Below are 26,467 nucleotides of genomic sequence, written 5' to 3'. Positions count from 1 at the left end.
GTGACTCTCTTTGCAAAGGAACTATCATGAAGTCGCGCATTGCCAAAACCCTTACCATTGCCGCTCTGCTTGCCACGCTGGCAGCTTGCAGCTCCGTCCCTCTCGACGACAAAGCCGGTCAAGGTAGCGGCGGCGGCCAAGGTTCGGCCACTGGCCAAATCCTTGATCCCTTCAACCCCCAAAGCATCCTGGCGCAACAGCGCTCGGTGTACTTTGATTTCGACAGCTACGGCGTGTCGGATCAGTACCGCGGCCTGGTCGAAACCCATGCCCGTTACTTGGCCTCGCACCCGCAGCAGCGCATCAAGATCGAAGGCAACACCGACGATCGCGGCGGCGCCGAGTACAACCTCGCCCTGGGTCAGCGCCGTGCTGATGCCGTCCGTCGCATGATGACCCTGCTGGGTGTTGCTGACGCACAGATCGAAGCGATCTCCTTCGGCAAGGAAAAGCCCAAGGCGACCGGCTCGACCGAAGCTGACTTCGCTGAAAACCGCCGCGCTGACATCGTTTATCAGCGCTGATTTTTAGCGGGTGCCCCACCTCGCGTCGGGACGGTCTACCGGCCGTCCCGACGTTTTTTGCTTTCAGAGACCAGGAATTCCTATGCACGATCGAGTTCTTTCCCTGCGTAAACTGACCCTGGCCGCCAGCATCGCACTGGCCACGCTGGCCGCGCCTGCCCATGCCTTCTCCGACGATGAAGCACGCCGGGCGATTCTGGATCTGCGCCAGCAATTGCAGCAGCAGAACGAACAAAACTCACGTGCCCGCCTGCAACTGGCCGATCAAATCCAATCCTTGCAGCAAGAGATCGCTCAATTGCGCGACCAGCTCGAATTGGTGTCGCGCCAGCAGCCCAGCGGCCAGGGTCAGGGGCAGCAACATCCTGCCAATCCGCAAGGCGTGGAAGTCGGTGATCCTCAGGAACAGGCCGCCTTCGATGGCGCCACCGATCTGTACCGTAAAGGTCAGTACAAGGAGGCCGCCGAGTCGCTAGCTGCCTTCACGGCGCTCTACCCGAACAGCGATCTGGCGCCGACGGCCCAGTTCTATCTCGGCAGTGCGCGCTACGCATCCCGCGACTACAAAGGCGCGATCGAGCAACTGAGCAACCTGCTGCAAAAGTCGCCGGATAACGCTCGCGCGCCGGACGCGCTGCTGGTTATCGCTGGCAGTCAGATCGAGCTGAACAACCGCGCAGGCGCCAAGACCACCCTGCAGCGCATTGTGCGCGACTACCCTAATTCTCCGGCGGCCAATACCGCCAAAAGCCGCCTGCAACTGCTCTAAGTGAAAAACGGCGGCTCAACCCGCCGTTTTCCTGTTGCAGCCAGCGCGTCAAACAACGGCCTGCTGCGATGACCGCAGCAGGGCCGCACCTTTTTCAGATGCGTTCCGAACCCGAACTTGAATTACTGACCGTCGATCTAGACGGCTATCCCCTCTGCTATGCAGAAGCTGGCAGTGGCGAGCCCCTGGTGCTGGTGCATGGCTCGCTATGCGATTGCCGCTACTGGAAGCCGCAATTGGCCATGTTGTCGCGTCATTTCCGAGTACTGTCGCTATCTTTGAGACATTACTGGCCCGAGCAATGGAATGGCGAAGGCGAGGGCTTTTCGATTGCCCAGCACACTTCCGACGTACTAGCCTTTATTGAGGCCATCGTAGAAGGTCCAGCCCATCTGGTGGGACATTCGCGTGGCGGCCGCATCGCGCTTGAAGCCGCCTTGCGCGCACCTGCGCAAGTGCGCAGCCTGGTATTGGCCGACCCCGGTCTGTCGCGCCCTGGGGAAGATGAGCGCGGCGATTTTCGGCAGCGTGCCTTGGCCATGATTCAAGCGGGCGACATCGAAGGCGGCCTGGCGCTATTCATCGATATGGTGACCGGCCCGGACACCTGGCGGCGCATGGTGCCCTGGTTCAAGGACATGGTGCGCGCCAACGCCGCCACCTTGATCGGACAGGCTCGCGAGCCCGCCGAAGCCCTGGGAGACATCCGCGCACTGACGATGCCGGTATTGCTGATAGGCGGCGCACTCAGCCCGGCGCCCTACCCTGCCACGCTGGATCGCTTGCAGACGCTATTGCCGGCCGCAAGTCGGCTGGATATCGCGGGCTCATCGCATGGCATGAATCTGGGTAATCCACGCGCCTTTAACCAGGCCATCATTCATTTTCTGGCCTGACCAAAGCGGGGCCATGTGCAAGCGCATGGCCCCGCCCGGTCAAGCCCGCGTGGACCCGGTGCGAGCGGCAATGACCTGCTCGGCCACCTGGCGAGGCGCCTCGGCGTAGTGCTTGAACTCCATCGAGTAGGTCGCCCGCCCCTGGGTAAGCGAGCGCAAAGAAGTGGAATAACCGAACATCTCGGCCAGCGGCACCTCGGCTCGCACCAGTTTGCCACCGCCCCCGGCAATATCTTCCATGCCCTGAACCATACCGCGCCGAGAGGACAGATCGCCCATCACATTGCCCGTGAAATCTTCGGGGGTTTCGACTTCGACCTGCATCATGGGTTCGAGCAAGACTGGCGTGGCTCGCCGCAGCCCTTCCTTGAAAGCCATCGAACCTGCCATGCGAAAGGCATTCTCGTTGGAATCCACATCATGGTATGAGCCAAAGGTCAGTGTCACCTTGACATCAACCACCGGATAGCCTGCCAGCACACCCGTGTTAAGGGTATCGACGATGCCGCGCTCAACCGCCGGGATGAATTCTCGCGGGATCACCCCGCCCTTGATGGCATCGATGAATTCAAAACCCTTGCCCGCCGCCTGCGGCTCTACGGTAATAACGGCATGGCCGTATTGACCCCGTCCGCCTGATTGCTTAACAAACTTACCTTCAACGCCCTCGACCTTTTTGCGTATCGTTTCGCGATAGGCCACCTGCGGCTTGCCCACAGTAGCCTCAACATTGAATTCGCGCTTCATGCGATCGACCAGAATCTCAAGATGAAGCTCACCCATGCCGGAGATGATGGTCTGGCCGGACTCCTCATCGGTACGCACCCTGAATGAAGGGTCCTCCTGGGCCAGGCGATTGAGCGCCAGACTCATCTTTTCCTGGTCGGCCTTGGTCTTGGGTTCGACGGCCTGCGAGATCACCGGCTCGGGAAATATCATGCGCTCCAGGATGATGACATGGCCCGGGTCCGTCAGCGTATCCCCGGTCGTGACATCTTTCAGGCCCACCGCAGCGGCGATATCACCTGCGTACACCTCGTTGATTTCCTTGCGCTCATTGGCATGCATTTGCAGGATGCGGCCCAGGCGCTCTTTCTTGTTCTTAAGCGGGTTGAGTACAGAGTCACCGGATTTGACGACGCCGGAATAGGCGCGGAAGAACACCAACTGACCGACAAAGGGATCGGTCATGATCTTGAAGGCCAGCGCCGAGAATGGATCTTTGTCGGATGGGCGACGTTCGATTTCCTTATCGTGCTCGTCATGGCCCTTGATGGCAGGCACATCTAAGGGTGAAGGCAGATAGTCAAGAACGGCGTCAAGCATGGCCTGCACGCCCTTGTTCTTGAAGGCGCTGCCACACAGCATGGGCACAATCTCGTTGGCGATCGTGCGCTGGCGCAGCCCGGTCTTGATCTCTTCTTCGGACAGCGCTTCGCCGGACAGGTATTTTTCGAGCAGCACCTCATTGGCCTCGGCTGCCTTCTCAACCAGTTTGTCACGCCATTGATTAGCAAGCTCAAGCATAGGGGCAGGCACGTCTTCGTACTTGAAGCTCACGCCCTGGCTGGCCTCATCCCACAGAATGGCTTTCATCTTGACCAGATCGACCACGCCCTGAAAATTATCTTCGGCACCGATCGGCAACTGGACTGGTACGGCATCGCCCTTCAAGCGCTCGACGATTTGACGCTGCACGCGCAGAAAATCGGCGCCGATGCGGTCCATCTTGTTGACGAAAGCTATGCGCGGGACACGGTATTTATTGGCCTGCCGCCATACGGTTTCGGACTGCGGCTGCACGCCACCCACCGAGTCGTAGACCATGCAGGCGCCGTCGAGCACGCGCATGGAGCGCTCTACCTCGATAGTGAAATCCACGTGGCCGGGGGTGTCGATGATATTGATGCGGTGTTCGGGATAGTTACCCGCCATGCCGCGCCAGAAGGCGGTCGTCGCGGCCGACGTGATGGTGATGCCGCGTTCCTGCTCCTGCTCCATCCAGTCCATCACCGCAGCGCCTTCGTGCACCTCTCCCAGTTTATGGGTGATGCCGGTGTAAAAGAGAATGCGCTCTGTCGTCGTGGTTTTACCCGCGTCGATGTGGGCACTGATGCCGATATTGCGATACAGCTCGATTGGCGTCCTACGAGTCATGGTGATAGCCCCTTGCTCAAGGCGGTGGATCAATGGAGGCGCAACAGCAAAAACCGTTGTGTCCTGGACCAACTCCAGACTGATTAGCATAGTACGGCGCGGACACAAACGCAGCCCTTGCCCTCATTCGGCAACGGGTCATTCGGCTGACGAGCGCTGCGGACCCATCATCAGGCTAGGCGACGCGGCGAAAGAGAGGCCCCCACGCCGCGCTCGCTTAGCCCGCTTGTCCCAAGGGGGGGTTAAAGAGGGGCGCGCCAGCTAATGCGCTCCCGAACAGAGCGCCCAAAAAGAACAATCCCCACGCAGCATAGCGCTGCGTGGGGATCGGACTGACCTCTTATTCCCCCCGGGAAACCCGTGTCCGAAGGCTGCCGGTCAGCGCATCTGCCTTACTTCTTTTCTTCGACGCGGTAGACCAGCACGGCCGTGGAGGCCAGGGACAGCACTTTGGCCGTCACGCTGCCCAACAACAGACGCGACAGACCGCTGCGACCGTGGCTGCCGATGAAGATCAGGTCGCAGCCGGTATCGTGAGCGGCTTGCACCACGCCATCGGCCACATTGAAATTGGACACGGCACGCGACTCGACATTCACCCCTGCGGTATGAGCGCGATCGACGATTTGCTTCAAGTATTTTTCAGCCTGCTCGGAAGACGCTTTTTCGTAGTCTTCGTCGGTAATGGCATAGGCTGCGGCCATGCCGTCAAAACCGATGGTGGCCGCAAAAGGTTGCGTCACATGCAACGCAACGACATCCGCGCCAACCGAACGTGCAAAGGTGATACCGGCGTTGGCAGCCTGAGCGGACAGCGGAGAGCCATCGGTGGGAATCAGGATTTTCTTGAACATGCTTGCCTGCTCCTGTTTAGTAGGAAATTACATGCTAACGGAAAACAACATTCGGCCATGGGCATAGACCCCAAGCCTTGATAGGCATCAAGACAGTTGCTGAGCCGCCACGAACAAATTGGCACATCGCGTGCCCGTGCGGCAGTACGCGAGAACCGGGCCCGGCAGTTCGCGCAGTAATTCTGCAAAGCGTGCCACATCATCAGCCGTCATGGCACTGCCGACCACGGGTTGGTATTCAACATGCAGACCCGCCGCTTCGGCGGCCTTGGACACCGCTGCTGCGGTAGGCTGATCGGGGCCGCCCTCGAAATCGGGGCGGTTGATGATCACGCTCTTATAGCCCGCCTCGGCGACGTCAGTCATGTCATTAGGACCCAGTTGGGGCGCTACGGCGAAATTCTCGGTCAAGGGACGAATCGGCAAGCTCATGAGGGCTCCTTCAATAAGAGAGGCGGGTTCAACACGCAGAGTATAGTGGCCGCCGCGATTTAGGGAGGCAGGGTTTGCGCCTCAACGCTGCTGATCCGCACCGCCCATGATGTCTGCCAGAATGCCCCATGCCTGGGGCACATCGACCATGGCGACTGAAAACCGCAGCATCGTCGATGGCTGCTGGCTGGGAGAGAACAGCGTGCCAGGCGCCAGCAACATGCCACGGTCGGCCGCGCGGCGCGCCAATGTTTCGGAATCGCGCCCACAATCCGCCCAGACAAACATGCCTGCCATGGGTTCGTGGCTCACGACAAAACCCAAGGTTTGCAGACGGCGCAGACACTCGCGCCGCGCCTCATCCACGCGCAGGCGCACCCGGTCAAGATGGCGGCGGTACTGACCGCTCATCAGAATACGATGCACGACACGTTCGCCCAGCTCCGGCGAGGTCAGTCCGGCCAGCATTTTGAGGTCGCTCAAGGGCTGAATGACATCGGCATGGGCGGCCACATAACCCACCCGCAGGCTTGCTGCGAGCATTTTGGAAAAGCCCCCCACGAGTATCACGCGATTCAAGCGGTCCAGCGCGGCCAAACGCATTGCCCCGCCGGGATGCAGCTCGCCATAGGTGTCGTCTTCAACGATTACAAAATCGTGGCGCTCGGCCAGACGCAACACACCATAGGCCACTCCGGCAGAAAGACTGTAGCCCGTGGGGTTATGCACGGCGCCGTTGATGATAAACATCCGGGGTTTATGCTCGGCCGCCAGACGCTCGAGCAAGTCGAGATCCGGGCCGTCCGGACCACGCGGCACACCAATGACCCGGGCGCCGAAAGCCGCCAAACGGCCGAAGAACACAAACCAGGCAGGGTCCTCGACCAGTACGGTGTCGCCCGGCTTGACCAGATGGCGGGCGATGATGTCCAGACCGTGCGTCACACCATTGGTGGTGAGCAGATGGCGTTCGGGGTGCGCCGGCACGCCCTCACCCTGCAACATGGAAGCGATCTGCTGGCGCAGCGGCAGATACCCTTGCGGATGGCCATAGGACAGCAAATTCGCCCGTACCGAACGGCCGACGGCGCGGATAGCGCCCGCCACCATTTCGGGGTCCAGCCAACTCGCCGGCAGCAAACCCGCCCCGCCAGGCGAACCCGGCGCGGTATCGCGAAACATGCTGCGCAACAACCAAGTGACATCAATGCGCGCCGGAACCGGCAGGGCGGAGGAAACCGGCGCCGCTGGCGTCAGGGAATCGCGTCCCCGCGCCCGGACGAAAAACCCGGCGCCGCGACGGGACTGCACTAGCCCACGCGCCACCAGCCGATCATAGGCCTCGACGACCGTGAAACGGCTCACCCCCGCTTGTTCAGCCATGCGGCGGATAGACGGCAGGCGCGTGCCTGGCCGCATGCCCTGCTCGTCGATACGGCGGGCAAGATCGTCTGCCAACTGCATCACAAGCGTGGCATCGCTTTCGCGCACGGGCTGCCAGTTGGCGGGGGATTCGGCATTAACTGTCATGGTGTTTTTACCAGGCCAGTGACAAGGGTGAATAGGTCAAGTGTATCGGTACTGTATCGCTAACTGTGCGTAGAGTGACAGGCTTGTGATCTCGCAGCAAGACCTGACCCCGAAATTCCCTAGACTTATGCCCCGATCTCCTGCCGCCACTCAGTACGAAGGCTATGCCATGGGCTTGCTTGGCGTGCTGATGTTTTCTCTCACTCTGCCCATGACGCGCCTGAGCGTGGCCGAAATCCCACCGCTGTTAGTCGGCCTGGGGCGTGGCTTGGTGGCGGCCCTGCCCGCAGCCCTTCTTTTGGCGCTCACACGCAGCCGCCGTCCCACCCCTGCGGAATTCAGCGGCATTCTGCTAGCCGCTGTAGGCATCGTGGTGGGCTGGCCCCTCGCCTCCTCGCTGGCATTAAGCGATATCCCCGCATCAAATGCCGCCGTCGTCAACGGCCTGCTTCCGCTCTCCACGGCGCTGTTCGCTTGCTGGCGCAGCGGCGAGCGTCCTTCAGCGCAGTTCTGGGCCTGGGCGGTGCTGGGCGCGGTAATCGTGATGAGTTTTGTGTGGCGCGACGGTCACGGCAGCCTGCGGGCGAATGATCTGTACTTGCTCTTGGCCGTCTTGCTGGGCGGCATGGGTTACGCCGAAGGTGCCCGTGCCGCGCGCACCCTCGGAGCTTGGCGCACGATCTGCTGGGCCCTGGTCATCAGCGCGCCGTTTCTGGCCGGCCCGGTGCTTTGGATGGCGGCCCAGGCGTCCCGGCCTAGCGCCACCGCACTGTGGGCCTTTGCCTATCTAGCATTTTTCTCGATGTTCCTGGGTTTTTTCGCGTGGTATCGCGGCCTGGCGATCGGTGGCATCGCAAAAGTGGGCCAGGTACAGCTCTTGCAACCGTTTCTCACCGTGTTGGCCGCCGCTACGCTGTTCCATGAGCAGGTCGCTCCCAGCACTTTTATCTTCGCCATTGCCGTCATCATCGTCATCGCCGCAGGCCGCCGGGCGCTGGTCAAGACGAAACGCTGATATCACGTTTGAGCCAATACCATGTTGACCGAGTCCATCCCCATTCTTTCCCTGTCTTTGCTTGGCCCCTTGGCCTTATTCGCGCTGGTGTCCTCGATCACCCCCGGGCCCAACAACGTCATGCTGGCGTCCTCTGGGTTGACCTTCGGCTTTCGCCGCACCATGCCGCACATGCTGGGCGTGACGATCGGCTTTTCAGTCATGATTTTGCTGGTCGGGCTGGGCCTGGGCAGTCTGTTCGGTCAATTCCCCTGGCTATATACCGTGTTGAAGTACGGTGGTGCCGCTTATCTGATCTACCTAGCCTGGAAAATCGCGAATTCCGGCCCGATGGAAGACGGGTCAGCACGCGCCACCCCCATGACCTTCATGCAGGCTGCGCTATTTCAATGGGTCAATCCGAAAGCCTGGGTCATGACGGTGGGTGTGGTCGCCACTTATACGCCTCAGCAAGGCTTTGTTGCGAACCTGCTGGTGGCGACGCTGGTGTCAGGCCTGATCAACTTCCCCAGCCTGTCGGTCTGGGTGTCTTTCGGGATGGCTTTACGCCGGATACTGCATCGCCCGGGCGCGATCCGGGCTTTTAACATCAGTATGGCGATCCTGCTGGTGCTGTCTTTGTATCCGATCGCGCTGGAATTGCTGCCTTATTGAGCGATACGTCAACGGCTGCTCAAGGGCCGCTCAAGGGCTGCAAGGTTCGCATCAGCGGCGAACCCTGACGGGTTTCGGATGCCAGCGCCGGACGCCTCAAACTCAATCTTTGCACCAGCAGGCCATTGGCCACCAGCCACTCGCCCAACTCGGCACTGGACAGCACGGCCAATTCTGCGACGCGCTGTTCAGCATGCTCGACCGGGCCAGGCAGAGCAGGATGGCACATGATCAAATCACCATCCAGCGCATTGCTTAACCAATGATGCAGGAAAGCAGCGTAGACGCGCTCTCCGCCCTGAAAACCATAAACCCCGAAAAAACGGCCATTGCTAGGCCAGGCTTCGCGACGCACCTGGGCAGCCAGAGCATGACCGCCCAGCGCCGCGATCAACTGCGCCTTGAGCGTAGGCATCCAGGGCATACCTTGCAGGGTTCCCGCCGGCGTCAGGCGCAGCCAGGGACGCTGACCCGCATAGCGCTGCCGCAACTCAGCCAGCAGCGCCTGGCGCACGCCGGGCAACTGATGCACATGCTGATGCCCGTCGACATAGTGCGGCGCATGGCCTATCCGATCTTCAAAAGCGTCAAGCTGACGGGCGATCTCTTGGCGTAGCCAGTTGGCGTTCAGACGGCCAGTGTAAGCACGTAGCAATAAGGCGCGCAGCGGCAGCATGCCACCGTCTGCGGGCGATAAGGGTTCGGTGAAATTGAGATGCAGCCCGATGTCAACGGCACGCGTCTTGAGATCCTGGGCGTGCGCTGCAAAGCTTGCCCCCGTGGACATGCAGCTCACCGCACTCATGCGGCCCGCGTCAAGCAATTGAAAAATCGCGCGGTCGATACTGGCATCCATGCCAAAATCATCGCCACAGATCGCAATGCATCGGCTATATGCCGAAGCTTTCATTGTCGTACCCATTACCGTCATCCGCATGCCCGCGTTATTTCGTCAAATCGCCCTGTTTATTCTGGTTGGCTGCGCCGCCGCAGCGACGCACTGGCTGGCCGCTGTGCTTTGCGTCGAATTCGGCGGCATGGCGCCCGCCTGGGCGAACGTAGTTGGCTGGCTGCTTGCCTTTGCCGTGTCTTTCAGCGGTCACTACCGGCTGACATTTCGCCATCTTGCGCTCTCATGGATCGTAGCAGCCCGGCGTTTCTTCCTTGTGTCAGCCGCTGGCTTCGCCGTCAACGAATTGGCGTTTGTCTGGCTGCTGCACACGACCCGCCTGCCTTACGAGCTCCTGCTAGGGCTGATACTGATTGTTCTTGCCTGCCTTACTTTTGTGGCAAGCCGCCTATGGGCTTTCCGGCACAAACCCGCTCGCGCAACGCGTCATTGACGACCACACGCCAAACCAAGCGCCGGCCGTCGGAAAAATACGGCGCCTCACCCTTGATTGACACATAAGCATCGTTATCTGAGGGCTGCCCCCAGACCCAATAACGGGAGCCGGTTGGCGCAGCGCACAGACGGGCATTGAAGACTTCGTTGGAGACCAGCACTCGGCGCCCGACCTCCGGTTCAAATATTGCGGCGTCATAGAGCTCCTTGCGCCAATTATCGCGCGTAGGGATCTCGGGATTTGACCAATCATCGACGACCCAGATCGGCTCAGTGGAGGCAGTGTAAATACCAAGGTCAAAGGGGAAATGATGCAGAGCAACCATCGTATCGCCGGTTTGCGCCTCGGCGCGCACCTGCTCCCCGAGCGGCCCGCTGCCGCCACGAGGATTGAGCGTGGCAATGATGATACCCAGCAGGCATAAGACAGCGCCTAAGCCCAGGGAAAGCAGGGCCCGACGGCGCATGCCCTGGTTCCAGGCCCCCATAACCAACTCGGCAACCAGGAAAGCCAGCGCGGGCACGGCCGGCAGGATGTAGCCGATCAGTTTGGAACTCGGCAGCGAGAAAAAGACCAAAATGACAAGCAGCCAGATAAGCATCAGCCGGCGCAGGCCGTCAGTATCCTCCGCAGCCCAGAAACCTCGGCGCAGCGCGCCTCCTAACCAGAGCGACCAGGGCAAGGCGAGGCCTGCAAGTACCGGCGGATAGAACCAGAAGGGCTGTACATTGTTAAAGCCCGACAGCGCAAAACGCTCAAAATGCTGATAGACGAAGAAGTAGTGGAAAAAGCTGGGATAGCGCAGCTGCATTTCCACGAACCAGGGTACCGCCACGAGCAAAAACAACAGAATCGCTGGCGGCCAGATCAACGCCTTGAAGCCTCGCCAATCACGCCGCATAAGCAGCCAGAAGAACAGAATCGCAGCGGGCAATACCACACCGATCAAACCCTTGGCCAATACGGCCAGAGCAGCAGCCAAGGCCGTCGCCAACGACATGTAGCGCCAGGGCTGCCCCTGCGACACCCTCATAATGGTGTCTGCGCCGGCAAGCACGCACAAAGTGATCAGCCCAGCAACCGACATATCCATGTTGGCGAATTGCGCCCCGCCATAGAAGAAAGGCATGGTGGAGAGCACTAGGACTGCGCACAAGGCGAAAGCCTCGCCGCGATAGCGGCGCGAGAACGCATAAACGCCGGCGATGGACATCCAGGCGATCAATAAGGACGGCAGCCGGGCCGACCACTCAGACAGGCCGAAGACGGCGAACGACGCCTGAGCAAGCCAGTAGTAAAGGGGCGGCTTGTGAAAATAGGGCATGCCGTCCATCAGCGGCACAAGGTAGGAGTGGCTGCGCAACATTTCCCAGGCTACGCCGCCATACCGCCCTTCATCAGGCAGCGTCAGGGGCCGTATCCCAGCCAGAAAGGCAAGCCATACGGCGACACCGGCCAGCACCAGCCAAGCCGGCCAGCGCACCGTCGCTGACCGTGCAGACAAGACAGCTGTATTCATTTTTTATTGGCCTTACGTGCTGCACGGGCGCGTCCGCGACGCTGCCGAGTGATGTAAAGGGGACGCCCTTTGACTTCGTCAAAGATGCGGGCGACGTATTCGCCCACGACACCCAAAGAAAGAAGATTGATGCCTGCAAAGAACAGCAAGGCAGTGACGATCGTAGTCCAGCCGGAAACCGGATTGCCGTCCAAGAAATAGGCGCCCACGAGGTAGGCGCCATACACCATGGACATCAAGGCAAACACCAGACCCAACATGCTGACCACGCGTAGCGGCCAGGTCGTGAACGCAGTAAGACCGTCCATGGCAAGACCGATGAGCTTCATGGGCCGGAAATGGCTTTGCCCGTGCATGCGGCTGTCTGGAGTGTAGGGCAGCGGCTCGCACTTAAAACCCACCCAGGCATAAAGCCCTTTCATGAAACGTGTGCGTTCAGGCAGGGCAACCAATGCATTCACCACACGGCGATCCATCAAACGGAAGTCGCCGGCGCCCGCTGGCACATCCACCCGGCTGCCCGACAGCAGGCGATAAAACCAGTCAGAGCCCAAGCGTTTGAAATAGCCTTCGTCGTCGCGGTTACGACGCACGGCGTAAACCATTTCAGAACCTGCCTGCCAACGACGCAGCATTTCCTCAATGAGCGCGGGAGGATGCTGCATGTCGGCGTCGAGGCAGATCACGACATCGCCATCAGCGGCCTCCAGACCCGCGCTGATCGCGGCCTCTTTGCCAAAATTGCGCGCCAGCTGGATATAACGGAAGCCGTCCAACCCGCTCCAGTTGGCCATCAACTCAGCGGTGTTATCCGTGCTGCCATCATCAATCACGATGATTTCCCAGGCAGAGCAAAGTGACTCTAGCCGGTTGCGCAACGCAGGAAGCAGCACGCAGAGATTGTCCGCCTCGTTCAAACAAGGAACAATGCAACTGATCTGGGCCTCGACATAGAACGACCGCGTTTCAGCGGCGACCTCGAAGGCGGCCTCAGAAGTAGGAAGTGGCGCAGGGAGTGGCGCAGGAAGCGCCCGAGAGCGGAATTCGGCTTGCATATGGCGACCCATTTATGGGTGAATGTGCCGCAAGTATGCAAAGCGCACCGTCAAATTTTTATCAAATAAGCCCACTCCTACAAAACAAATCAAACCCGTCCAAATCACGAAAAAAATCGGGGACGAACTCAAACAAAAGCAATATAAACCGTTGTTTTATTTATTTTTTATGATCAACACGCTGTTGTGCCGCCCCATGAAGATTAGCGACCTGCCTGCCATCTTGCATCTGCAGGCAAGGGTGTATCCCGCCGATCTATTGGAAAATGAAGACTTTTATCGCAACCGTCTGACGCTGGCCCCGGCAACATGCCGGGTAGCCGTCAAGGACGGCACGCTGGTGGGCTATTTGATCGCCTATCCGTGGACGTCGGCCATGCCGCCCGCGCTGAATGCCCTGCTGAACGCCCTGCCCGCCGCGGCAGACACCTGGTTTGTGCATGATTGTGCGGTCGCCCCGCAGGCCCAGGGTGCAGGCGTGGCCGCCGCCATGCTGAAAGAGAGCGCCCGCGCCGCGCGCGAAGCCGGCTTGACGCGCGCCAGCCTGGTGGCATTAGCGAACGCGTTGCCTTACTGGCGGAAACTCGGTTATGACGCCGCAGCATCATCGCCGGCGCTGGCTGCCAAGCTGGCCGGCTATGGCCCTGGCGCGGTCTATATGACGCGGTTCTTTTAGTAGAAAGAACTGAAGGAGATATAAGCCTTGTAGAGAATGGTCAGCAAGGCCACGACAAGGCCAAGACCCATCAAACCCAGGCCCAGATTACGGTCACGCATCCCAAACCCGACCAACAAGAGCGCCACGGCAAGGCACAAGATGATGATCATCGTATTCGTGTTCGGGTGCATTGCCTCTTTCCTTTTTGAATAAAGCCTGGTTTCAACAACTGAGCGACATCCGACAGGTTTCGCCGTGGGCGATGTCTCGCAAAGCCTTTCCCGGCTTGCTCATGCCCCGCGCCATGTTAAACGGCCGGTACCGCGCTCCATTCCCGCATCGAGCACGCCCAAATCAATCGAAATTCAACAGCCGCACAACGTCGCTGCCGACTAGACCATACACGAAAAATAATGTCACGCTGCTACGGACACGCCGCCGCACAAGCCCTGCCAGCCTGCGCCTTCCGAAGTGGCGCTTTCCCGAAGCGGTTCTTTCCCGAAGCAGTTCCTTCGAAGCCGCGCTTTTCAGTCTCCTGCCAAGCGCAGTCTTCCAAAGAACGCTTTTTATCTTGGGATGCGGCCCGACGCTGTCTAGGCCTATTGCTGTCTAGGCCTATTGCAAAGCTGCAGAAAAGAAAAAGCCCGCTGTATTAACAGCGGGCTTTTTCAGGTGTTTGGTGGGTGGTACAAGTTTCGAACTTGTGACCCCTGCCGTGTGAAGGCAGTGCTCTACCACTGAGCTAACCACCCTGAAAGAAGCGAGATTCTAGCACGCTTTTTAAAACGTGCGCAAACCGCAAAATTAATTGGCTTTCGCTGGGGCTTGGACACTGCCGTCCAAGGTGCGCCATAAACAAGATCCGCCTACGGCTTTATCCAGAGCCGCAAGATAGGCCTCATGTTCGGTGAGATCTTCGCCCGCTGCCGCGACGACCGGCAGCACTGAGGCATCGAATGCCGCCAGCGCAATGCGGTTGCCTCCCGCCTGATTGTCATCGACATCAATCAACAGCGCGTCCTGCCCTCGCGTCATGGCCAGCCAGACCTCGGCCAGCAACTGCGAGTCCAGCAAAGCACCATGCAGCGTCCGGTGCGCATTCGAAATGCCATAGCGGTCGCACAGCGCATCCAGCGAGTTGCGCTTGCCCGGAAACAGCGTACGAGCATGCGCCAGGGAGTCGGTCACGCTGGCGCAATAGTTATCAAGAGTCTTTCGACCGACCTTTTGCAACTCCGCATTGAAAAACTTGACGTCGAAACTGGCGTTGTGTGCGATCAGCTCAGCGCCCTCGATGAACTGGATAAACGCTTCGGCAATATCGCCAAAACGCGGTTTATCGGACAGGAATGCCGTCGTCAAACCATGAACCGCCAAAGCCTCGGGGTCGCTGTCACGATCCGGATTGAGATAAAGATGCAGGTTGCGGCCGGTAACCATGCGGTTAACCAGTTCGACACAGCCGATTTCGACAATACGGTGTCCCTGAGCGGGGTCCAGGCCGGTGGTTTCAGTATCGAAAATAATCTGACGCATGGCAGCAATAACACAGCAACTACTTGGAGACAGGCGCGGCCTTGGGGTGCTGCTCCCCACCCGCCTTGGTATTGGCGATAAGGGAATAGGCAACCGGCACCACGAACAAGGTCAATAGTGTACCCAGACTGAGCCCACCCACCAGCACCCAACCGATTTGTTGGCGCGATTCCGCCCCCGCGCCGCTGGCCAAAGCCAGGGGAACGGTGCCGAGCACCATCGCGCCCGTCGTCATCAGAATGGGCCGCAGACGCAAGACGCTGGCCTCCACGACAGCTTCCATGAGGTCTTTGCCTTCTTCACGCAACTGATTGGCGAACTCGACAATAAGAATGCCGTGTTTGGTGATCAGGCCCACCAGGGTTATGAGACCGATCTGGCTATAAATAGACAGCGTGCCGCCGGTCAGCCAGAGCGCCAGCAGTGCCCCGGTCATGGAGAGCGGCACCGACAACATGATGATGAAGGGATTGCGCCAACTCTCGAACTGCGCAGCAAGCACCAGATAGATGAAGGCCAATGCCATCGCAAATACCAAGTAGATGCTGCCGGACGAGTCACGGAACTCGCGCGACTGCCCATCCAGATCCGTCACCACGGTATGCGGCAAGACCTCACGCGCCACGTCGTTCATGTGGGCCAACACCTCACCCAGCGCATAACCGGGCGCGACCGAGGCATCCACCTTGACTGCCCGCAGGCGGTTGAAATGGTTCAGCGATTGAGGCGACACGCTTTCACGCACCGACAACAGATTATCCAGCTGAACCATGCTGCCATCTCGGGCGCGCACATGAATACCGGAAATGTCGGCAGGCGTGGCGCGGTCGCGCGGTGTGACCTGCACGATCACATCATATTGTTCGCCTTCGTCTTTATAGCGCGTCACCTGCCGGCCGCCCAGCATAGATTCAAGGGTGCGGCCGACCACGGAAACATCGGCGCCCACATCCGCCATCTTGTCGCGATCGACCTCCACCCGCAGCTCCGGTGTGTTCAGGCGCAGATCGGTATCCAGGTTTTGCAGGCCGGGATAGTCACGCAAGGCATCGACAAATACCCCGACCATCTTGGCCAGCTCCGGATAAGAAGCCTGGCTCATGATGATGAATTCCACGGGTTTCGAACGCGCCGACTGCCCCAGCGAAGGGGGGTTGGTCGGGAAGGCGCGCACGCCTGGCAGGGAAGAAAACTTGGGTTGTAGCGCTCGGGCAATGTCCTGCTGGCGGCGGTCTCGCTCCTCCCAGGGCTTTAGACGCAAAATCGCCGTACCATCCGTCACGGTGGGAAAACCGACGGTTGACTGGATGATGCTGGCCTCGGGAATGTCGCCGTAGAACTTCTCGATCGCCAACATGCTGTCCAGCGTATAGCCCAGTGTGGCCCCCTCGGGTGCGCTCACGATACCGAAAATCACGCCTCGGTCTTCGATGGGCGTGAGTTCGCTTTTAACGACTTTGAACAGCCCGCCGCTGGCCGCAGCCACGACAAAACCCAGCCCAATCACCACACTACGATGCGCCAGCGACCAGCCCAGAGCGCGACGATAGCCCCGTGCCAGCGCTTCAAGCCATCCCTCGATCAGGTTGTAACAGCGATTGTGCCGCTTCTCGTGGCGCAGCAGCACTGCGCACATCATCGGGGTCAGGGTCAGTGCCACAAAACCCGAAACCAACACCGCAGCCGCAAGCGTCAGGGCGAACTCGATGAAGAGCCGGCCCGTGCGACCGGTGGCGAAAACCAGCGGCGCATACACCGTGACCAAGGTCATCGTCATGGCAACGACGGCGAAACCGATTTCACGCGAGCCTTGAATCGCCGCCTGCATGCGCGGCATGCCATTCTCGATATGACGAAAAATGTTTTCCAGAACCACGATGGCGTCATCGACCACAAGCCCGATCGCCAGCACCATGGCCAGAAGAGTCAGTGTGTTGATGGAAAAACCGAACATGTACATGATGGCGCAGGCACCAATCAGGGACACGGGAATCGTGACAATCGGCACCAGACTGGCGCGCAGATTACGCAGGAAGAAGAAAATCACCAGCACCACCAGCACAATGGCCTCACCGATGGTGTGATACACAGAGTCAATCGAACGCTCGATAAACACCGAGGTGTCATACGAAATGTTCAACTTCATGCCAGCCGGCAGACTTTCGTTCAAGCGTTCAACCTCGGTGCGAACGGCCGAGGACAACTCCAAGGGGTTGGCCGTGGACTGACGTGTAATGCCGATATTGATGGCGTTCTTGCCATTGAAGCGCGAAAGCACCCGGTCATTGGCGGCGTCGATCTGCACTTTGGCCACATCGCGCAGCCGCACCGGATAGCCTTTGACGTTGGCCACGATGATGTTTTCGAACTGGCCTGTCGTCTGGAGATCCGTAGAGGACACCACGGAAAACTCACGTGCGCGGGACTCGATACGGCCGGCCGGAATTTCTACGTTCTGACTGCGTAAGGCCGATTCGACGTCCTGCACTGTCAGCTTATAGGCGGCCAGCTTGTCGCGATCGATATAGATGCGCATGGAGGGCAGGCGCTCGCCAAATACCCGCACCTCGGCTGCGCCAGGCAGCACCGACAAACGCGTCTTGATATACCGATTGATGTAGTCAGAGGTCTGGATGGCCGAATAAGGCCCGGACTCCACCGAGATATAGATGATAGGCTGAGAGTCGGCCTCGACCTTGCCGATGATGGGTTCGTCGATTTCATCGGGCAGAAAACGACGAGCGCGGGACACCTTGTCGCGGACCTCGGCAGCAGCAGCGTCCGGATTGCGCGAGAGATTGAATTTGATATTGATGAGGCTGCGTTCGGAACGGCTGCGCGATGTCATGACATCGACGCCTTCGATACCCGCCAGCAGATCCTCCAGGGGTTTGGTTACCTGAGACTCGATGACTTCGGGCGATGCTCCCTTATAGGTCGTATCCACCGAAACAATAGGTTCGTCTATCTTGGGATATTCTCGAACCGCCAGCCGCGAGTATGAAATCAGGCCAATCAGAATGATGATGAGCGACAACACCGAGGCGAAAACCGGCCGGCGGATACAGATTTCAGAAATGACCACGGCCGGCCCCTCTTTTATTTAGCGCCGCTGTTAACAATGGTGACCGGCGCGCCATCGGTCAGGCGCTGCTGACCCGCAACCACCAGATCATCACCGGCCGATACACCTGTCAGGATTTCGGCGTGGCCATCACGGCGCTCGCCCACACTGACTTCGACTTTCTCGGCATGGCCGTCGCGCACGCGATAGACATACTGACTCTGCGCGGCGGGCGCTAGAGCCGCCTCGGGGGCAAGCAAGGCGCGGTCCTCACCGAACTGCAACTGCACCCGCGCAAACATGCCGGGGCGCAAGACCTTATCCGTGTTTTTCACCGTGGCGCGCAGCAGAATGGAGCGGCCGCCCGCGTCCACCAGCGGGCTCACCGCGTACACTTCGCCGCTGCGTTCCTCACCGGGCAGCGCATCCAGCCGCACATCCAGCTTCTGCCCCACGCGCAACTTGTTCAAATACATTTCCGGCACCCGGAAATCCACCTTGAGGGGGTCAATGGCTTCCAGCGGCGCCAAATCCTGCCCCTGGTTGACATAGTCGCCCACCGATACATTACGCAGCCCGACCATACCGGCGAAGGGCGCGCGTATCGTCATTTTGTCGAGCCGGGCCTGCGCCAGCGCGGCAGCAGCCTGCTGCACCTTGAGATTGCTGCTCGCTTCATCGCGGGCCTGCTGGCTTACGAAACCCCGGCCCTGCAGGTCTACTGCGCGACGGTGCTGGCTTTCCGCCAGCGCCAGATTGGCCTTGGCCTGGCGCAGCTCGGCGTTCTGGATCGCATCATCGAGGCGTATGAGCACCTGGTCGGCATTCACCGACTCCCCCTCTTTGAAGTCAATCTGCTGAATGCGACCCGCAACCTCTGGGCGCAGCACCACCGACTCGTCAGAGCGCAGACTACCCACTGCGGCGAGCTTACGTGCGAAAGGACGCTCTTCGACCTTGGCGACCTCCACCCGTATCGTGCTGGGAGCCGGCGCGACGGCCGTCTTGACCGGAGCCGCAAACCAGCGGGGAAGATAAACACCAACAGCCGCGCCAGCGGCCAGACCAAGCGCCAACGTGGCGAGCAATGCGGTTTTTTTCATGCTGGAACAGGAAGCGCCCGCGCAATCGTCTGGGCAAGAAACAGGAGCCTGGGACTGTAGCGCAGGTTTACAGCCTGGTACAGACAGGGCCGCTCGGTGAAATCCCGATCGGGCGATAGCTTAACGAAGCGCGGCAGAACTCAGTTGCGCGCCACACTGGCGACGCCCTGATTGGCCAGCATATCGGCCATTTCATTGCCAGGATCGCCGTTATGCCCGCGCACCCACTGCCAGCGAACCTCATGACGCGCAACCTGGGCGTCGAGCAACTGCCAGAGCTCTGCATTCTTGACCGGCTTTTTGTCGGCCGTCAGCCAACCCCGGCGCTTCCAGTTGGGCAGCCATTCGGTCATGCCCTTCATGACATATTGCGAATCGGTATGAATGACAACCGTGCAAGCCCGCTTGAGGGCGCGCAGCCCTTCCACCACGGCCAGAATTTCCATGCGGTTGTTGGTGGTTTGCGGGTCACCGCCGAAGAAAGTCTTTTCGTGGCTGCCATATCGCATCAACACGCCCCAGCCTCCGGGGCCGGGATTGCCCTTGCAGGCTCCATCAGTCCACATTTCAACGAGATCGGCGGGCGGGTTGGCGGTCGACATGGCATTCCATCAATAAAACTGGCCGCCGAAGATACTGGATTTCGGCAGCATGTGCATCCCTCAAGGGCTGTCACTCTGGCGGCTGACCCCGACCGGCGCGCCCTGGGCCGCCTTGCGCTTTTTCTTCCAGGCCGGCCCGATCAGGCGCATGCCGGACACACGCTTGACGGCCGATACCACATAGACGGCACCTCCCACGCGCCACCAGCGCTTACCCAGGCCCTCCATGAAGTGCCAGCGCTTGATCCAGGATTCGTTGCGGCAGGCGGGAATGAAACAGCCGTAATGGCCCCGATCCACCTCGAAAGACAGCAATTTGAGCCAATCACGCAGACGCGGCAGAGACACTTGCGACTTCAGCGGCACCGGCAACCAGGCCTCCATGCCAGGCAGCGCATTGCGCACGCCCCACAGGCTCCAGGGATTGAAGCCGGAGATCACGACCCTGCCCTCGGGCACAAGCACGCGCTCGACTTCGCGCAAAACCTCATGCGGCGCCTCGGCGCATTCGAGCATATGAGGCAACACCAGCAAATCCACACTTTGGGATTCGAAGGGCAGCAGTTCGGGCTGCGCCTGCACCCGCGCGGGCCAGGCCGTGTCGGACGTGAACAGGTCAGCCCCCACCCAGGCCTTGAATGGCATACGATTATTGGCCAGCAGATCAGGATCGGCCAGCCCCATCTGCCAGGCGTAGTACCCGAAGACATCAGCCACTTCTTCGTCAAAGCGGGCACGCTCCCACGCCAGGGCGTATTTCCCCGGCGGCGTCTGGAACCATTCGGCCAGTTCTACAATCGGTGCTGTTGTTTCCGCCACTTAGCCTTCCTCATACGATGCCAGCCCATTCCGACACGACGAAATCCGCCAGCCAGGTCGTCCCGATTGAAGCGTTCACGGATAACTATATATGGGCGGTGGTCTGCGATGGCTGGGCGGTCGTGGTGGACCCGGGCCAGGCCCAACCGGTAAGAGACTTTCTGGCCGCCCGCGGACTGCAACTGCGGGCCATTCTACTCACGCATCATCATGGCGACCATGTTGGCGGCGTCCTGGAACTGCTGGCCGACGCGACGGTGCCGGTTTATGGCCCGGCGCACGAAACACTGCCGCATTGTGATGTGCCGCTGCAGGAAGGCGACCGCGTCGACATCCCTGACCTGGGGATTTCCCTGGCCTGCCTGGATGTGCCGGGCCATACGGCCGGGCATATTGCCTATGCCGGCCATCTTGACGGAAAACCGCTGCTTTTCTGTGGCGATACGCTGTTTGCCGCAGGTTGCGGGCGGCTCTTCGAAGGCACACCGGAACAGATGCTGGCCTCACTGGAAAAATTGGGGACTTTACCGGAAGATACACAGGTTTTCTGCGCACACGAGTACACTCTAGCGAACTTACGCTGGGCCACGGCGGTGGAACCCGCCAACCTCACCCTGCAACAGTGGCAAGTTCAGGCCCGGCAAATGCGCACGGACGGCCGTCCCACGCTTCCCTCCTCGATAGGCAAGGAAAGGGACACGAATCCGTTTCTGCGCACTCAGCAGGCAGACGTAATCAATGCGGCCAAAATATGGGCCGGACAAACCTTGTCCAGCCCGGTGGAGGTCTTTGCCGCCCTGCGTAACTGGAAGAACAACTTCAAGTGAACAAGCGATGAGCCTATTTCGACTCCTGTTTCCTGTCCTCCTCATAGTCCTTGCCGGTTGCGCCGGCTCCGGACAGAAGCAGAATGCCGACGGTAGCTCATCGACCCGTTATGTCGCCAAAGACACCTCTCGCACGGTAGACCTCACCAGCCCGCCGCGCGATGCCTGGGACCGCATCCGCCGCGGTTTCGCCATTCCTAATCTGAATACCGAACTATCCCAGCAATGGACGGACTACTACGCCGCGCATCCGGACTCCGTTCAACGCATGGCGGAGCGGGCGGGCAAGTACCTCTACTTCATTGTGGACGAGGTCAACCGCCGTGGGCTGCCGACCGAGCTGGCGCTGCTGCCTTTCGTCGAAAGCGCCTACAACCCGACCGCGCTCTCGCGGGCTCAGGCCTCTGGGCTGTGGCAGTTCGTGCCGGCAACCGGGCAGCACTTCAACCTGAAGCAAGACTGGTGGCGCGACCAGCGCCGTGACCCTATCGCCTCGACCTACGCCGCGTTGGACTACCTGGAAAAATTGTTCGAAATGCAGGGTGACTGGTATCTGGCGCTGGCCTCCTACAACTGGGGCGAAGGGTCAGTACAGCGCGCAATGGCCAAAAACGAGGCTGCGGGTCTACCGACCGACTACCTCTCACTGTCCATGCCTGACGAAACGCGCAACTATGTGCCCAAGTTGCAGGCCATCAAAAACATCATCGCCGACCCCAAAAAATATGCTGTGGCGCTGCCCAAGGTAGACAACAGCCCCTATTTCGTCACCGTTCAGAAGAACCGCGATATCGATATCGAACTGGCCGCCAAATTCGCCGAAATGCCGCTGGACGAATTCAAGGCCTTGAACCCCTCGTTCAACCGCCCGCTGATACGGGGCGAGCACGCCCCCACCCTTTTGTTGCCGGCCGACCGGCTGGCGACATTCAATGCGAACATGCAAAACTACAAGGGTGATCTGAGCACTTGGTCTACCTATACCTCGCGCCGGGGCGAAAGCTATGCCGCTATCGCCAAGCGCCACGGTGTGACCGAAGCCCGCCTGCGCCAGATCAACGAATTGGGCGCCAAGCAGAAAGTCGCATCGGGCCAGGTATTGCTGGTTCCGGCAGGCCCCGAAAAACCTGCTGCCGAAAGTGTGCAACTGGCCTCATTGGCGACGCCTGTCGGGGCCCTGACCCCGCCGGCGACCGCCAAGCCAGGCCCCCGCGCACTGCCCTCGGCCGCCCGTGTGGCGCAGCCCAATGTGCGTACTCACAAAGTCGGCGCCGGGGACACTCTTTTCAGTCTTGCCAAACGCTATGGCACCTCTGTGGACGCGCTGCGCGCCCTGAACAATCTGAAGGGCAACAGCCTGAAGATTGGCACGCCATTGCGTGTGCCGGGCACCGGCACCCGAGGTTAAACGGCAATGCCCGTAAAATAACGGCCTTCAAGCAAGGCAACCAAAGGAAAACACCATGGGCTTTCTCGCTGGCAAGCGCATCCTCGTCACCGGGGTGCTCTCCAACCGTTCCATCGCTTACGGCATCGCTCGCGCCTGCCATCAACAGGGCGCCGAGCTGGCGTTCACCTATGTCGGCGACCGTTTCAAAGACCGCATCACTGAATTCGCCGCCGATTTCGGCAGCGATATCATCCTGCCCTGTGACGTCGCGGAAGACAGCCAGATCGAAGGCGCGTTCGCCGCACTCAAGGAACGCTGGGACGGCCTGGACGGCCTGGTCCACTCCATTGGTTTCGCACCGCGCGAAGCCATTGCCGGCGACTTTCTCGATGGCCTGTCGCGCGAAGGCTTCCGCATCGCCCATGACATCTCGGCCTATAGCTTCGCGGCCATGGCCAAGGCTGCGCTGCCGCTGATGGAGGGCCGCAAGGCCTCCGTGCTCACCCTGACTTATCTCGGCGCCGAGCGCGTCGTCCCCAACTACAACACCATGGGGCTGGCCAAGGCCTCTCTGGAAGCCAGCGTGCGCTATCTGGCCAATGCGCTGGGTCCGCGCGGCATCCGTGCCAACGGCATTTCCGCCGGCCCGATCAAGACGCTGGCGGCCAGCGGCATCAAGGACTTCTCGTCCATTCTGAAATTTGTCGAAGCCAGCGCACCGCTGCGTCGCAACGTCACGATCGAAGACATCGGCAATGTGGCGGCCTTCATGCTGTCGGATCTAGCTGCGGGCGTCACCGGCGAGATCACCCATGTCGATGCGGGTTTTTCGACCATCGTGCCTGGCATGGAAGACTGATAGACCGTTTCATAAAAAAAGGCGCTACGGCGCCTTTTTTTATGAAAGCCTCGTCTCAAGGGCCTCTTCACCACGCCTTCAGCATGCGCGGCCTGGCCCCCCCTCCGTTCGCCGAGCCTGACAAAAAACTGAACTTTAAGCGGAATTGCGGGTCTGTCACTCAGATGATTTTCGAGGAGTCTGCCTTGAGTGCCCGCCAACTGCTGGACCAATTACTGCAATCCAATCTGATCAAACAGGCTTCATCAAACGATGCCGCACGCGATGGCAAGCGCTTTCTTGCCGGCCTGGGCGGCGGCGCCCTCGGCGCCGGCGCGCTCGGCCTGCTGTTGGGCAGTAAAAAAGCCCGCAAAATCGGCGGCAAGGTGGCAATGTATGGGGGTGCGGCCGCGCTAGGCGCCATGGCTTTCCGGGCCTATAAGCAGTGGCAGGAAAGCCAGACACAGCCTGCGCCCTCACCCGCGCCGACGCCGATCACCATGGAGGCGCACAGCACGGCTATCCTGACCGCCATGATAGGCGCGGCCAAGGCCGACGGGCATATCGGCCCCGAAGAGCGCCAGTTGCTCGAACAAGAACTAATCCGTCTTTCCGGTGACGCCGCCGACCGATCCTGGCTAGAGGCGCAGCTGGCAGGCCCGGTCGATCCGGCTGCCGTGGCCCGATCTGCTCACACGCCCGAAATCGCGGCCGAAATGTATCTCGCCAGTGTGCTGATGGCCGACGAGCAGAGCTTTATGGAGCGCGCCTATCTCGATGAGCTGGCGCGCCAATTGAAGCTGGAACCGGCACTCAAGCAACAACTGGAAGCCCAGATCGCCCAACTGACTTAATCGGCATGCAGGCCCATGCGCCGGGTAAGCTGGCCAAAGCGCTGAATATCGGCCAACACCAAGGCCTGAAACGCCTGCGGCGTGCTGGCCACCGGATTAAAGCCCAGTTTCAGCAGCTCGGCGCGCATTGCCGGACGCGCCATGATGGCGCTCAGGGCCTGATTCAGACGGCTGATCACCGCAGGCGGCGTTGCCGCCGGAGCCAGAAGGCCATGCCATTGATCCAAGTCGTAGCCTGGCCAACCCTGCTCGGCCACCGTGGGCACATCAGGCATCAACGGCGAACGCTCAGCCGCGCTGACGGCTAAGGCATGCAATTTGCCCGATTGCAAAAACGGGAAAGCGCTGGATGCCGTCACCACGCCCAGCGGCACATGGCCCGCCAGCACATCGCTCAGCGCCGGTCCGCAGCCCTTATAGGGCACTTGCTGCATGGCTGCATTGCTGCGTGCCCGCAGCAGCTCGGCGGCCAGATGCTGCGGCGTGCCATTGCCGCAAGAAGCATAAGGCAGCGGGTTTTCGGGCAAGTTCGAGCGCAACACCGCATCCAGGGTGTTCAACGGCGATGCCGCCGGCACCACGATGACCGAAGGCACGAACGCCACATTGATCACCGCCGCGAAATCCTGCTCCGGTGAAAAATCGAGCTTGCCGAATACGCCGGGATTGATCGCAAATGAGCTGTTTACCATCAAGAGGGTATAGCCGTCAGGCTTTGCCTCTGCTACAGCACGGGCGCCGATATTGCCACTAGCTCCCGGCCTGTTCTCTATCACGACAGGCTGGCCCAGATCCCGTTGCAAGGCGCCACCTAGTTTGCGTGCCAGCAGATCCGTACCTCCGCCAGGCGGAAAGGTCACGATGACGGTGATGGGGCGGCTGGGGAAATCCGCATCGGCCTGAGCGCCACCCGCCAGACCCAAAAGGGCTGCTAACAGAGGGAATACGAATCGTCGCGCCATGGTGTTTCGCCAGGATGAGCGCTACCCCGACGCTCATCCTGACGCCGTCGAGGGCACTCGGTAAAAGAAAGGGGTCAGCTATCCAAGCCGATATCCAGCACCCGCGCGCTATGCGTCAGCCAACCCACCGCCATCAGATCCACGCCGGTTTCGGCAATCGCGGCGGCAGTCTCGGGAGCAATACGGCCGGAGGCTTCGGTAATCGCCCGGCCATCCACACGGCGCACCGCTTCGCGCAGGGTGTCATGGTCCATATTGTCCAGCAGCACGACATCCACCCCCGAGGCAAGCGCCTCGTCGAGCTGATCGAGGGTATCGACCTCAAGCTCGATCTTGACCATATGACCAACGCTGGCCCGTGCGCGGGCCAGCGCCTGGACGACCCCGCCTGCGAAAGCAATGTGGTTGTCCTTGATGAGCACAGCATCATCGAGCCCATAGCGGTGATTGCTGCCGCCACCGACACGCACGGCATATTTCTGCACTGCGCGCAGACCCGGCATGGTCTTGCGGGTGCACGTCACCTTGCACGCCGTGTGGGCGATGGCGTCGGCGATGGAAGCCGTGCCCGTCGCCACGCCACTCAGATGACCGAGAAAATTCAAGGCCGTACGCTCAGCAGTCAGCATGCCCCGCGCCGACCCTTCGATGCGGGCGATTTCGCTACCGGGCTCCAGACGCGCGCCATCCGTAAGCCGTGCCTGAAAACGGATCTCCGGATCAATCAGGCGAAATGCCAGACGAGCCAGGTCTAGCCCCGCCAAGACGCCAGCCTGACGTGCGACAAGGCGAGTTTGTCCTCGCGCCTCAGCCGGCACGATGGCATCGCTGGTGATGTCGCCCGCCCGGCCCAGGTCTTCCAGCAAGGCGGCCCGGACCAGAGGCTCCAGCATGACCTGAGGCAGCGCCGGCACAACGCGCGCCGTCTCAAAGGCGGGCATGGGACTGACTGTTTTTATGCTCATTTTGAGTATATTTAATGTTAAAAAAAGATGGCTTGACCTCGATTTATGCTAATCCTGAGCATAAATCATTGTCAAGCCTGCTGCCCGCAGTTAGCTGC

26 protein-coding genes and 1 tRNA gene are annotated in these 26,467 nt (G+C 60.2%); 11 read left to right on the top strand and 16 right to left on the bottom strand.

The annotated features are described in order from the left end of the window. Positions 1–26: 26 nt before the first annotated feature. The 3 genes from pal (at position 27) to U0029_RS02495 (ending at position 2,189) form a co-directional block, all read left to right on the top strand. Positions 27–524, top strand: a complete 498-nt coding sequence (gene pal, locus U0029_RS02505) for a peptidoglycan-associated lipoprotein Pal (RefSeq protein ID WP_012418555.1) — start codon at positions 27–29, stop codon at positions 522–524. Between the two features lie 82 nt (positions 525–606). Further along, positions 607–1,293 (top strand): tol-pal system protein YbgF, encoded by a 687-nt coding sequence (ybgF, locus tag U0029_RS02500; RefSeq protein WP_012418556.1) that lies wholly within the window; start codon positions 607–609, stop codon positions 1,291–1,293. Positions 1,294–1,391: 98 nt separating this feature from the next. Further along, positions 1,392–2,189, top strand: a complete 798-nt coding sequence (locus U0029_RS02495; RefSeq protein ID WP_012418557.1) for an alpha/beta fold hydrolase — start codon at positions 1,392–1,394, stop codon at positions 2,187–2,189. A 39-nt stretch (positions 2,190–2,228) separates the two neighbouring features. On the opposite strand, the gene fusA is transcribed toward U0029_RS02495, so the two are convergent. The 4 genes from fusA to U0029_RS02475 form a co-directional block, all read right to left on the bottom strand. Next, on the bottom strand, positions 2,229–4,346 hold the full coding sequence (fusA, locus tag U0029_RS02490) for an elongation factor G (RefSeq protein ID WP_012418558.1): 2,118 nt from the start codon (positions 4,344–4,346) through the stop codon (positions 2,229–2,231). 392 nt (positions 4,347–4,738) lie between these two features. Beyond that, positions 4,739–5,200 carry a universal stress protein gene (locus U0029_RS02485; RefSeq protein ID WP_012418559.1) on the bottom strand — a complete coding sequence of 154 codons (462 nt, stop codon included), beginning with the start codon at positions 5,198–5,200 and terminating at the stop codon, positions 4,739–4,741. A gap of 87 nt (positions 5,201–5,287) precedes the next feature. Next, the gene (locus U0029_RS02480; RefSeq protein ID WP_012418560.1) at positions 5,288–5,632 is read right to left on the bottom strand and encodes a TIGR01244 family sulfur transferase; all 345 of its coding nucleotides are present in this window, start codon (positions 5,630–5,632) and stop codon (positions 5,288–5,290) included. Between the two features lie 81 nt (positions 5,633–5,713). Beyond that, positions 5,714–7,123: an aminotransferase-like domain-containing protein gene (locus tag U0029_RS02475; RefSeq protein ID WP_086935838.1), complete on the bottom strand. Its 1,410-nt coding sequence runs from the start codon at positions 7,121–7,123 to the stop codon at positions 5,714–5,716. A gap of 166 nt (positions 7,124–7,289) precedes the next feature. On the opposite strand from U0029_RS02475, the gene U0029_RS02470 reads away from it, so the two are divergent. Both U0029_RS02470 and U0029_RS02465 read left to right on the top strand, forming a co-directional pair. Then, positions 7,290–8,177, top strand: coding sequence for a DMT family transporter (locus U0029_RS02470; protein WP_039051852.1), 888 nt, complete (start codon positions 7,290–7,292; stop codon positions 8,175–8,177). Positions 8,178–8,198: 21 nt separating this feature from the next. Then, positions 8,199–8,831: a LysE family translocator gene (locus tag U0029_RS02465; protein ID WP_012418563.1), complete on the top strand. Its 633-nt coding sequence runs from the start codon at positions 8,199–8,201 to the stop codon at positions 8,829–8,831. 19 nt (positions 8,832–8,850) lie between these two features. On the opposite strand, the gene U0029_RS02460 is transcribed toward U0029_RS02465, so the two are convergent. Further along, positions 8,851–9,687, bottom strand: a complete 837-nt coding sequence (locus tag U0029_RS02460; protein ID WP_012418564.1) for a ChbG/HpnK family deacetylase — start codon at positions 9,685–9,687, stop codon at positions 8,851–8,853. A gap of 79 nt (positions 9,688–9,766) precedes the next feature. Here U0029_RS02460 and U0029_RS02455 point away from each other — a divergent pair, with 79 nt between their 5' ends. Further along, a complete protein-coding gene (locus U0029_RS02455; RefSeq protein ID WP_012418565.1) occupies positions 9,767–10,174 on the top strand; it encodes a GtrA family protein in 408 nt (135 codons plus the stop codon). Here U0029_RS02455 and U0029_RS02450 read toward each other — a convergent pair. Both U0029_RS02450 and U0029_RS02445 read right to left on the bottom strand, forming a co-directional pair. Beyond that, positions 10,110–11,696, bottom strand: coding sequence for an ArnT family glycosyltransferase (locus U0029_RS02450; protein WP_012418566.1), 1,587 nt, complete (start codon positions 11,694–11,696; stop codon positions 10,110–10,112). The two genes, U0029_RS02455 and U0029_RS02450, sit on opposite strands and share 65 nt — an antisense overlap. After that, on the bottom strand, positions 11,693–12,751 hold the full coding sequence (locus U0029_RS02445; RefSeq protein ID WP_012418567.1) for a glycosyltransferase family 2 protein: 1,059 nt from the start codon (positions 12,749–12,751) through the stop codon (positions 11,693–11,695). Before U0029_RS02445 ends, U0029_RS02450 begins: the two co-directional genes overlap by 4 nt. A gap of 22 nt (positions 12,752–12,773) precedes the next feature. Here U0029_RS02445 and U0029_RS02440 point away from each other — a divergent pair, with 22 nt between their 5' ends. Next, positions 12,774–13,427 (top strand): GNAT family N-acetyltransferase, encoded by a 654-nt coding sequence (locus U0029_RS02440; RefSeq protein WP_305954664.1) that lies wholly within the window; start codon positions 12,774–12,776, stop codon positions 13,425–13,427. Here U0029_RS02440 and U0029_RS02435 read toward each other — a convergent pair. The 7 genes from U0029_RS02435 to U0029_RS02405 all read right to left on the bottom strand — a co-directional run bounded on the left by U0029_RS02435 (position 13,424) and on the right by U0029_RS02405 (position 20,533). After that, positions 13,424–13,600, bottom strand: a complete 177-nt coding sequence (locus U0029_RS02435; protein WP_012418569.1) for a hypothetical protein — start codon at positions 13,598–13,600, stop codon at positions 13,424–13,426. The two genes, U0029_RS02440 and U0029_RS02435, sit on opposite strands and share 4 nt — an antisense overlap. Positions 13,601–14,086: 486 nt before the next feature. Continuing rightward, a tRNA-Val gene (locus U0029_RS02430) sits at positions 14,087–14,161 on the bottom strand. Positions 14,162–14,213: 52 nt separating this feature from the next. Next, positions 14,214–14,945: a DNA polymerase III subunit epsilon gene (dnaQ, locus tag U0029_RS02425; protein WP_012418570.1), complete on the bottom strand. Its 732-nt coding sequence runs from the start codon at positions 14,943–14,945 to the stop codon at positions 14,214–14,216. A gap of 19 nt (positions 14,946–14,964) precedes the next feature. After that, the gene (locus tag U0029_RS02420; RefSeq protein ID WP_114852228.1) at positions 14,965–18,030 is read right to left on the bottom strand and encodes an efflux RND transporter permease subunit; all 3,066 of its coding nucleotides are present in this window, start codon (positions 18,028–18,030) and stop codon (positions 14,965–14,967) included. Positions 18,031–18,044: 14 nt separating this feature from the next. Continuing rightward, the gene (locus tag U0029_RS02415; protein ID WP_012418572.1) at positions 18,045–19,112 is read right to left on the bottom strand and encodes an efflux RND transporter periplasmic adaptor subunit; all 1,068 of its coding nucleotides are present in this window, start codon (positions 19,110–19,112) and stop codon (positions 18,045–18,047) included. Between the two features lie 140 nt (positions 19,113–19,252). Further along, complete coding sequence (gene rnhA, locus U0029_RS02410) at positions 19,253–19,714, bottom strand: ribonuclease HI (RefSeq protein WP_012418573.1); 462 nt, start codon at positions 19,712–19,714, stop codon at positions 19,253–19,255. Between the two features lie 60 nt (positions 19,715–19,774). Continuing rightward, on the bottom strand, positions 19,775–20,533 hold the full coding sequence (locus U0029_RS02405) for a class I SAM-dependent methyltransferase (RefSeq protein WP_039051855.1): 759 nt from the start codon (positions 20,531–20,533) through the stop codon (positions 19,775–19,777). A gap of 17 nt (positions 20,534–20,550) precedes the next feature. Here U0029_RS02405 and gloB point away from each other — a divergent pair, with 17 nt between their 5' ends. The 4 genes from gloB (at position 20,551) to U0029_RS02385 (ending at position 24,442) form a co-directional block, all read left to right on the top strand. Continuing rightward, a complete protein-coding gene (gene gloB / locus U0029_RS02400; RefSeq protein WP_012418575.1) occupies positions 20,551–21,360 on the top strand; it encodes a hydroxyacylglutathione hydrolase in 810 nt (269 codons plus the stop codon). A 7-nt stretch (positions 21,361–21,367) separates the two neighbouring features. Further along, positions 21,368–22,768 carry a transglycosylase SLT domain-containing protein gene (locus U0029_RS02395; protein ID WP_012418576.1) on the top strand — a complete coding sequence of 467 codons (1,401 nt, stop codon included), beginning with the start codon at positions 21,368–21,370 and terminating at the stop codon, positions 22,766–22,768. Between the two features lie 55 nt (positions 22,769–22,823). Beyond that, positions 22,824–23,609, top strand: coding sequence for an enoyl-ACP reductase FabI (gene fabI, locus U0029_RS02390; protein ID WP_114852227.1), 786 nt, complete (start codon positions 22,824–22,826; stop codon positions 23,607–23,609). A gap of 185 nt (positions 23,610–23,794) precedes the next feature. Beyond that, complete coding sequence (locus U0029_RS02385; protein WP_086935839.1) at positions 23,795–24,442, top strand: tellurite resistance TerB family protein; 648 nt, start codon at positions 23,795–23,797, stop codon at positions 24,440–24,442. On the opposite strand, the gene U0029_RS02380 is transcribed toward U0029_RS02385, so the two are convergent. Then, a complete protein-coding gene (locus tag U0029_RS02380; RefSeq protein WP_012418579.1) occupies positions 24,439–25,404 on the bottom strand; it encodes a tripartite tricarboxylate transporter substrate binding protein in 966 nt (321 codons plus the stop codon). The genes U0029_RS02385 and U0029_RS02380 overlap by 4 nt on opposite strands. A 74-nt stretch (positions 25,405–25,478) precedes the next feature. After that, entirely contained in the window at positions 25,479–26,369 is an 891-nt protein-coding gene (gene nadC, locus U0029_RS02375; protein ID WP_162790358.1) for a carboxylating nicotinate-nucleotide diphosphorylase, read from the bottom strand. Positions 26,370–26,467: the final 98 nt, after the last annotated feature.

Origin of the sequence: Bordetella avium, from assembly GCF_034424645.1 — a bacterium.
Lineage (GTDB): Bacteria > Pseudomonadota > Gammaproteobacteria > Burkholderiales > Burkholderiaceae_B > Bordetella > Bordetella avium.
The sequence above is the reverse complement of the archived record's forward strand: the minus strand, read 5'-3'. Positions and strand labels throughout refer to the sequence as shown.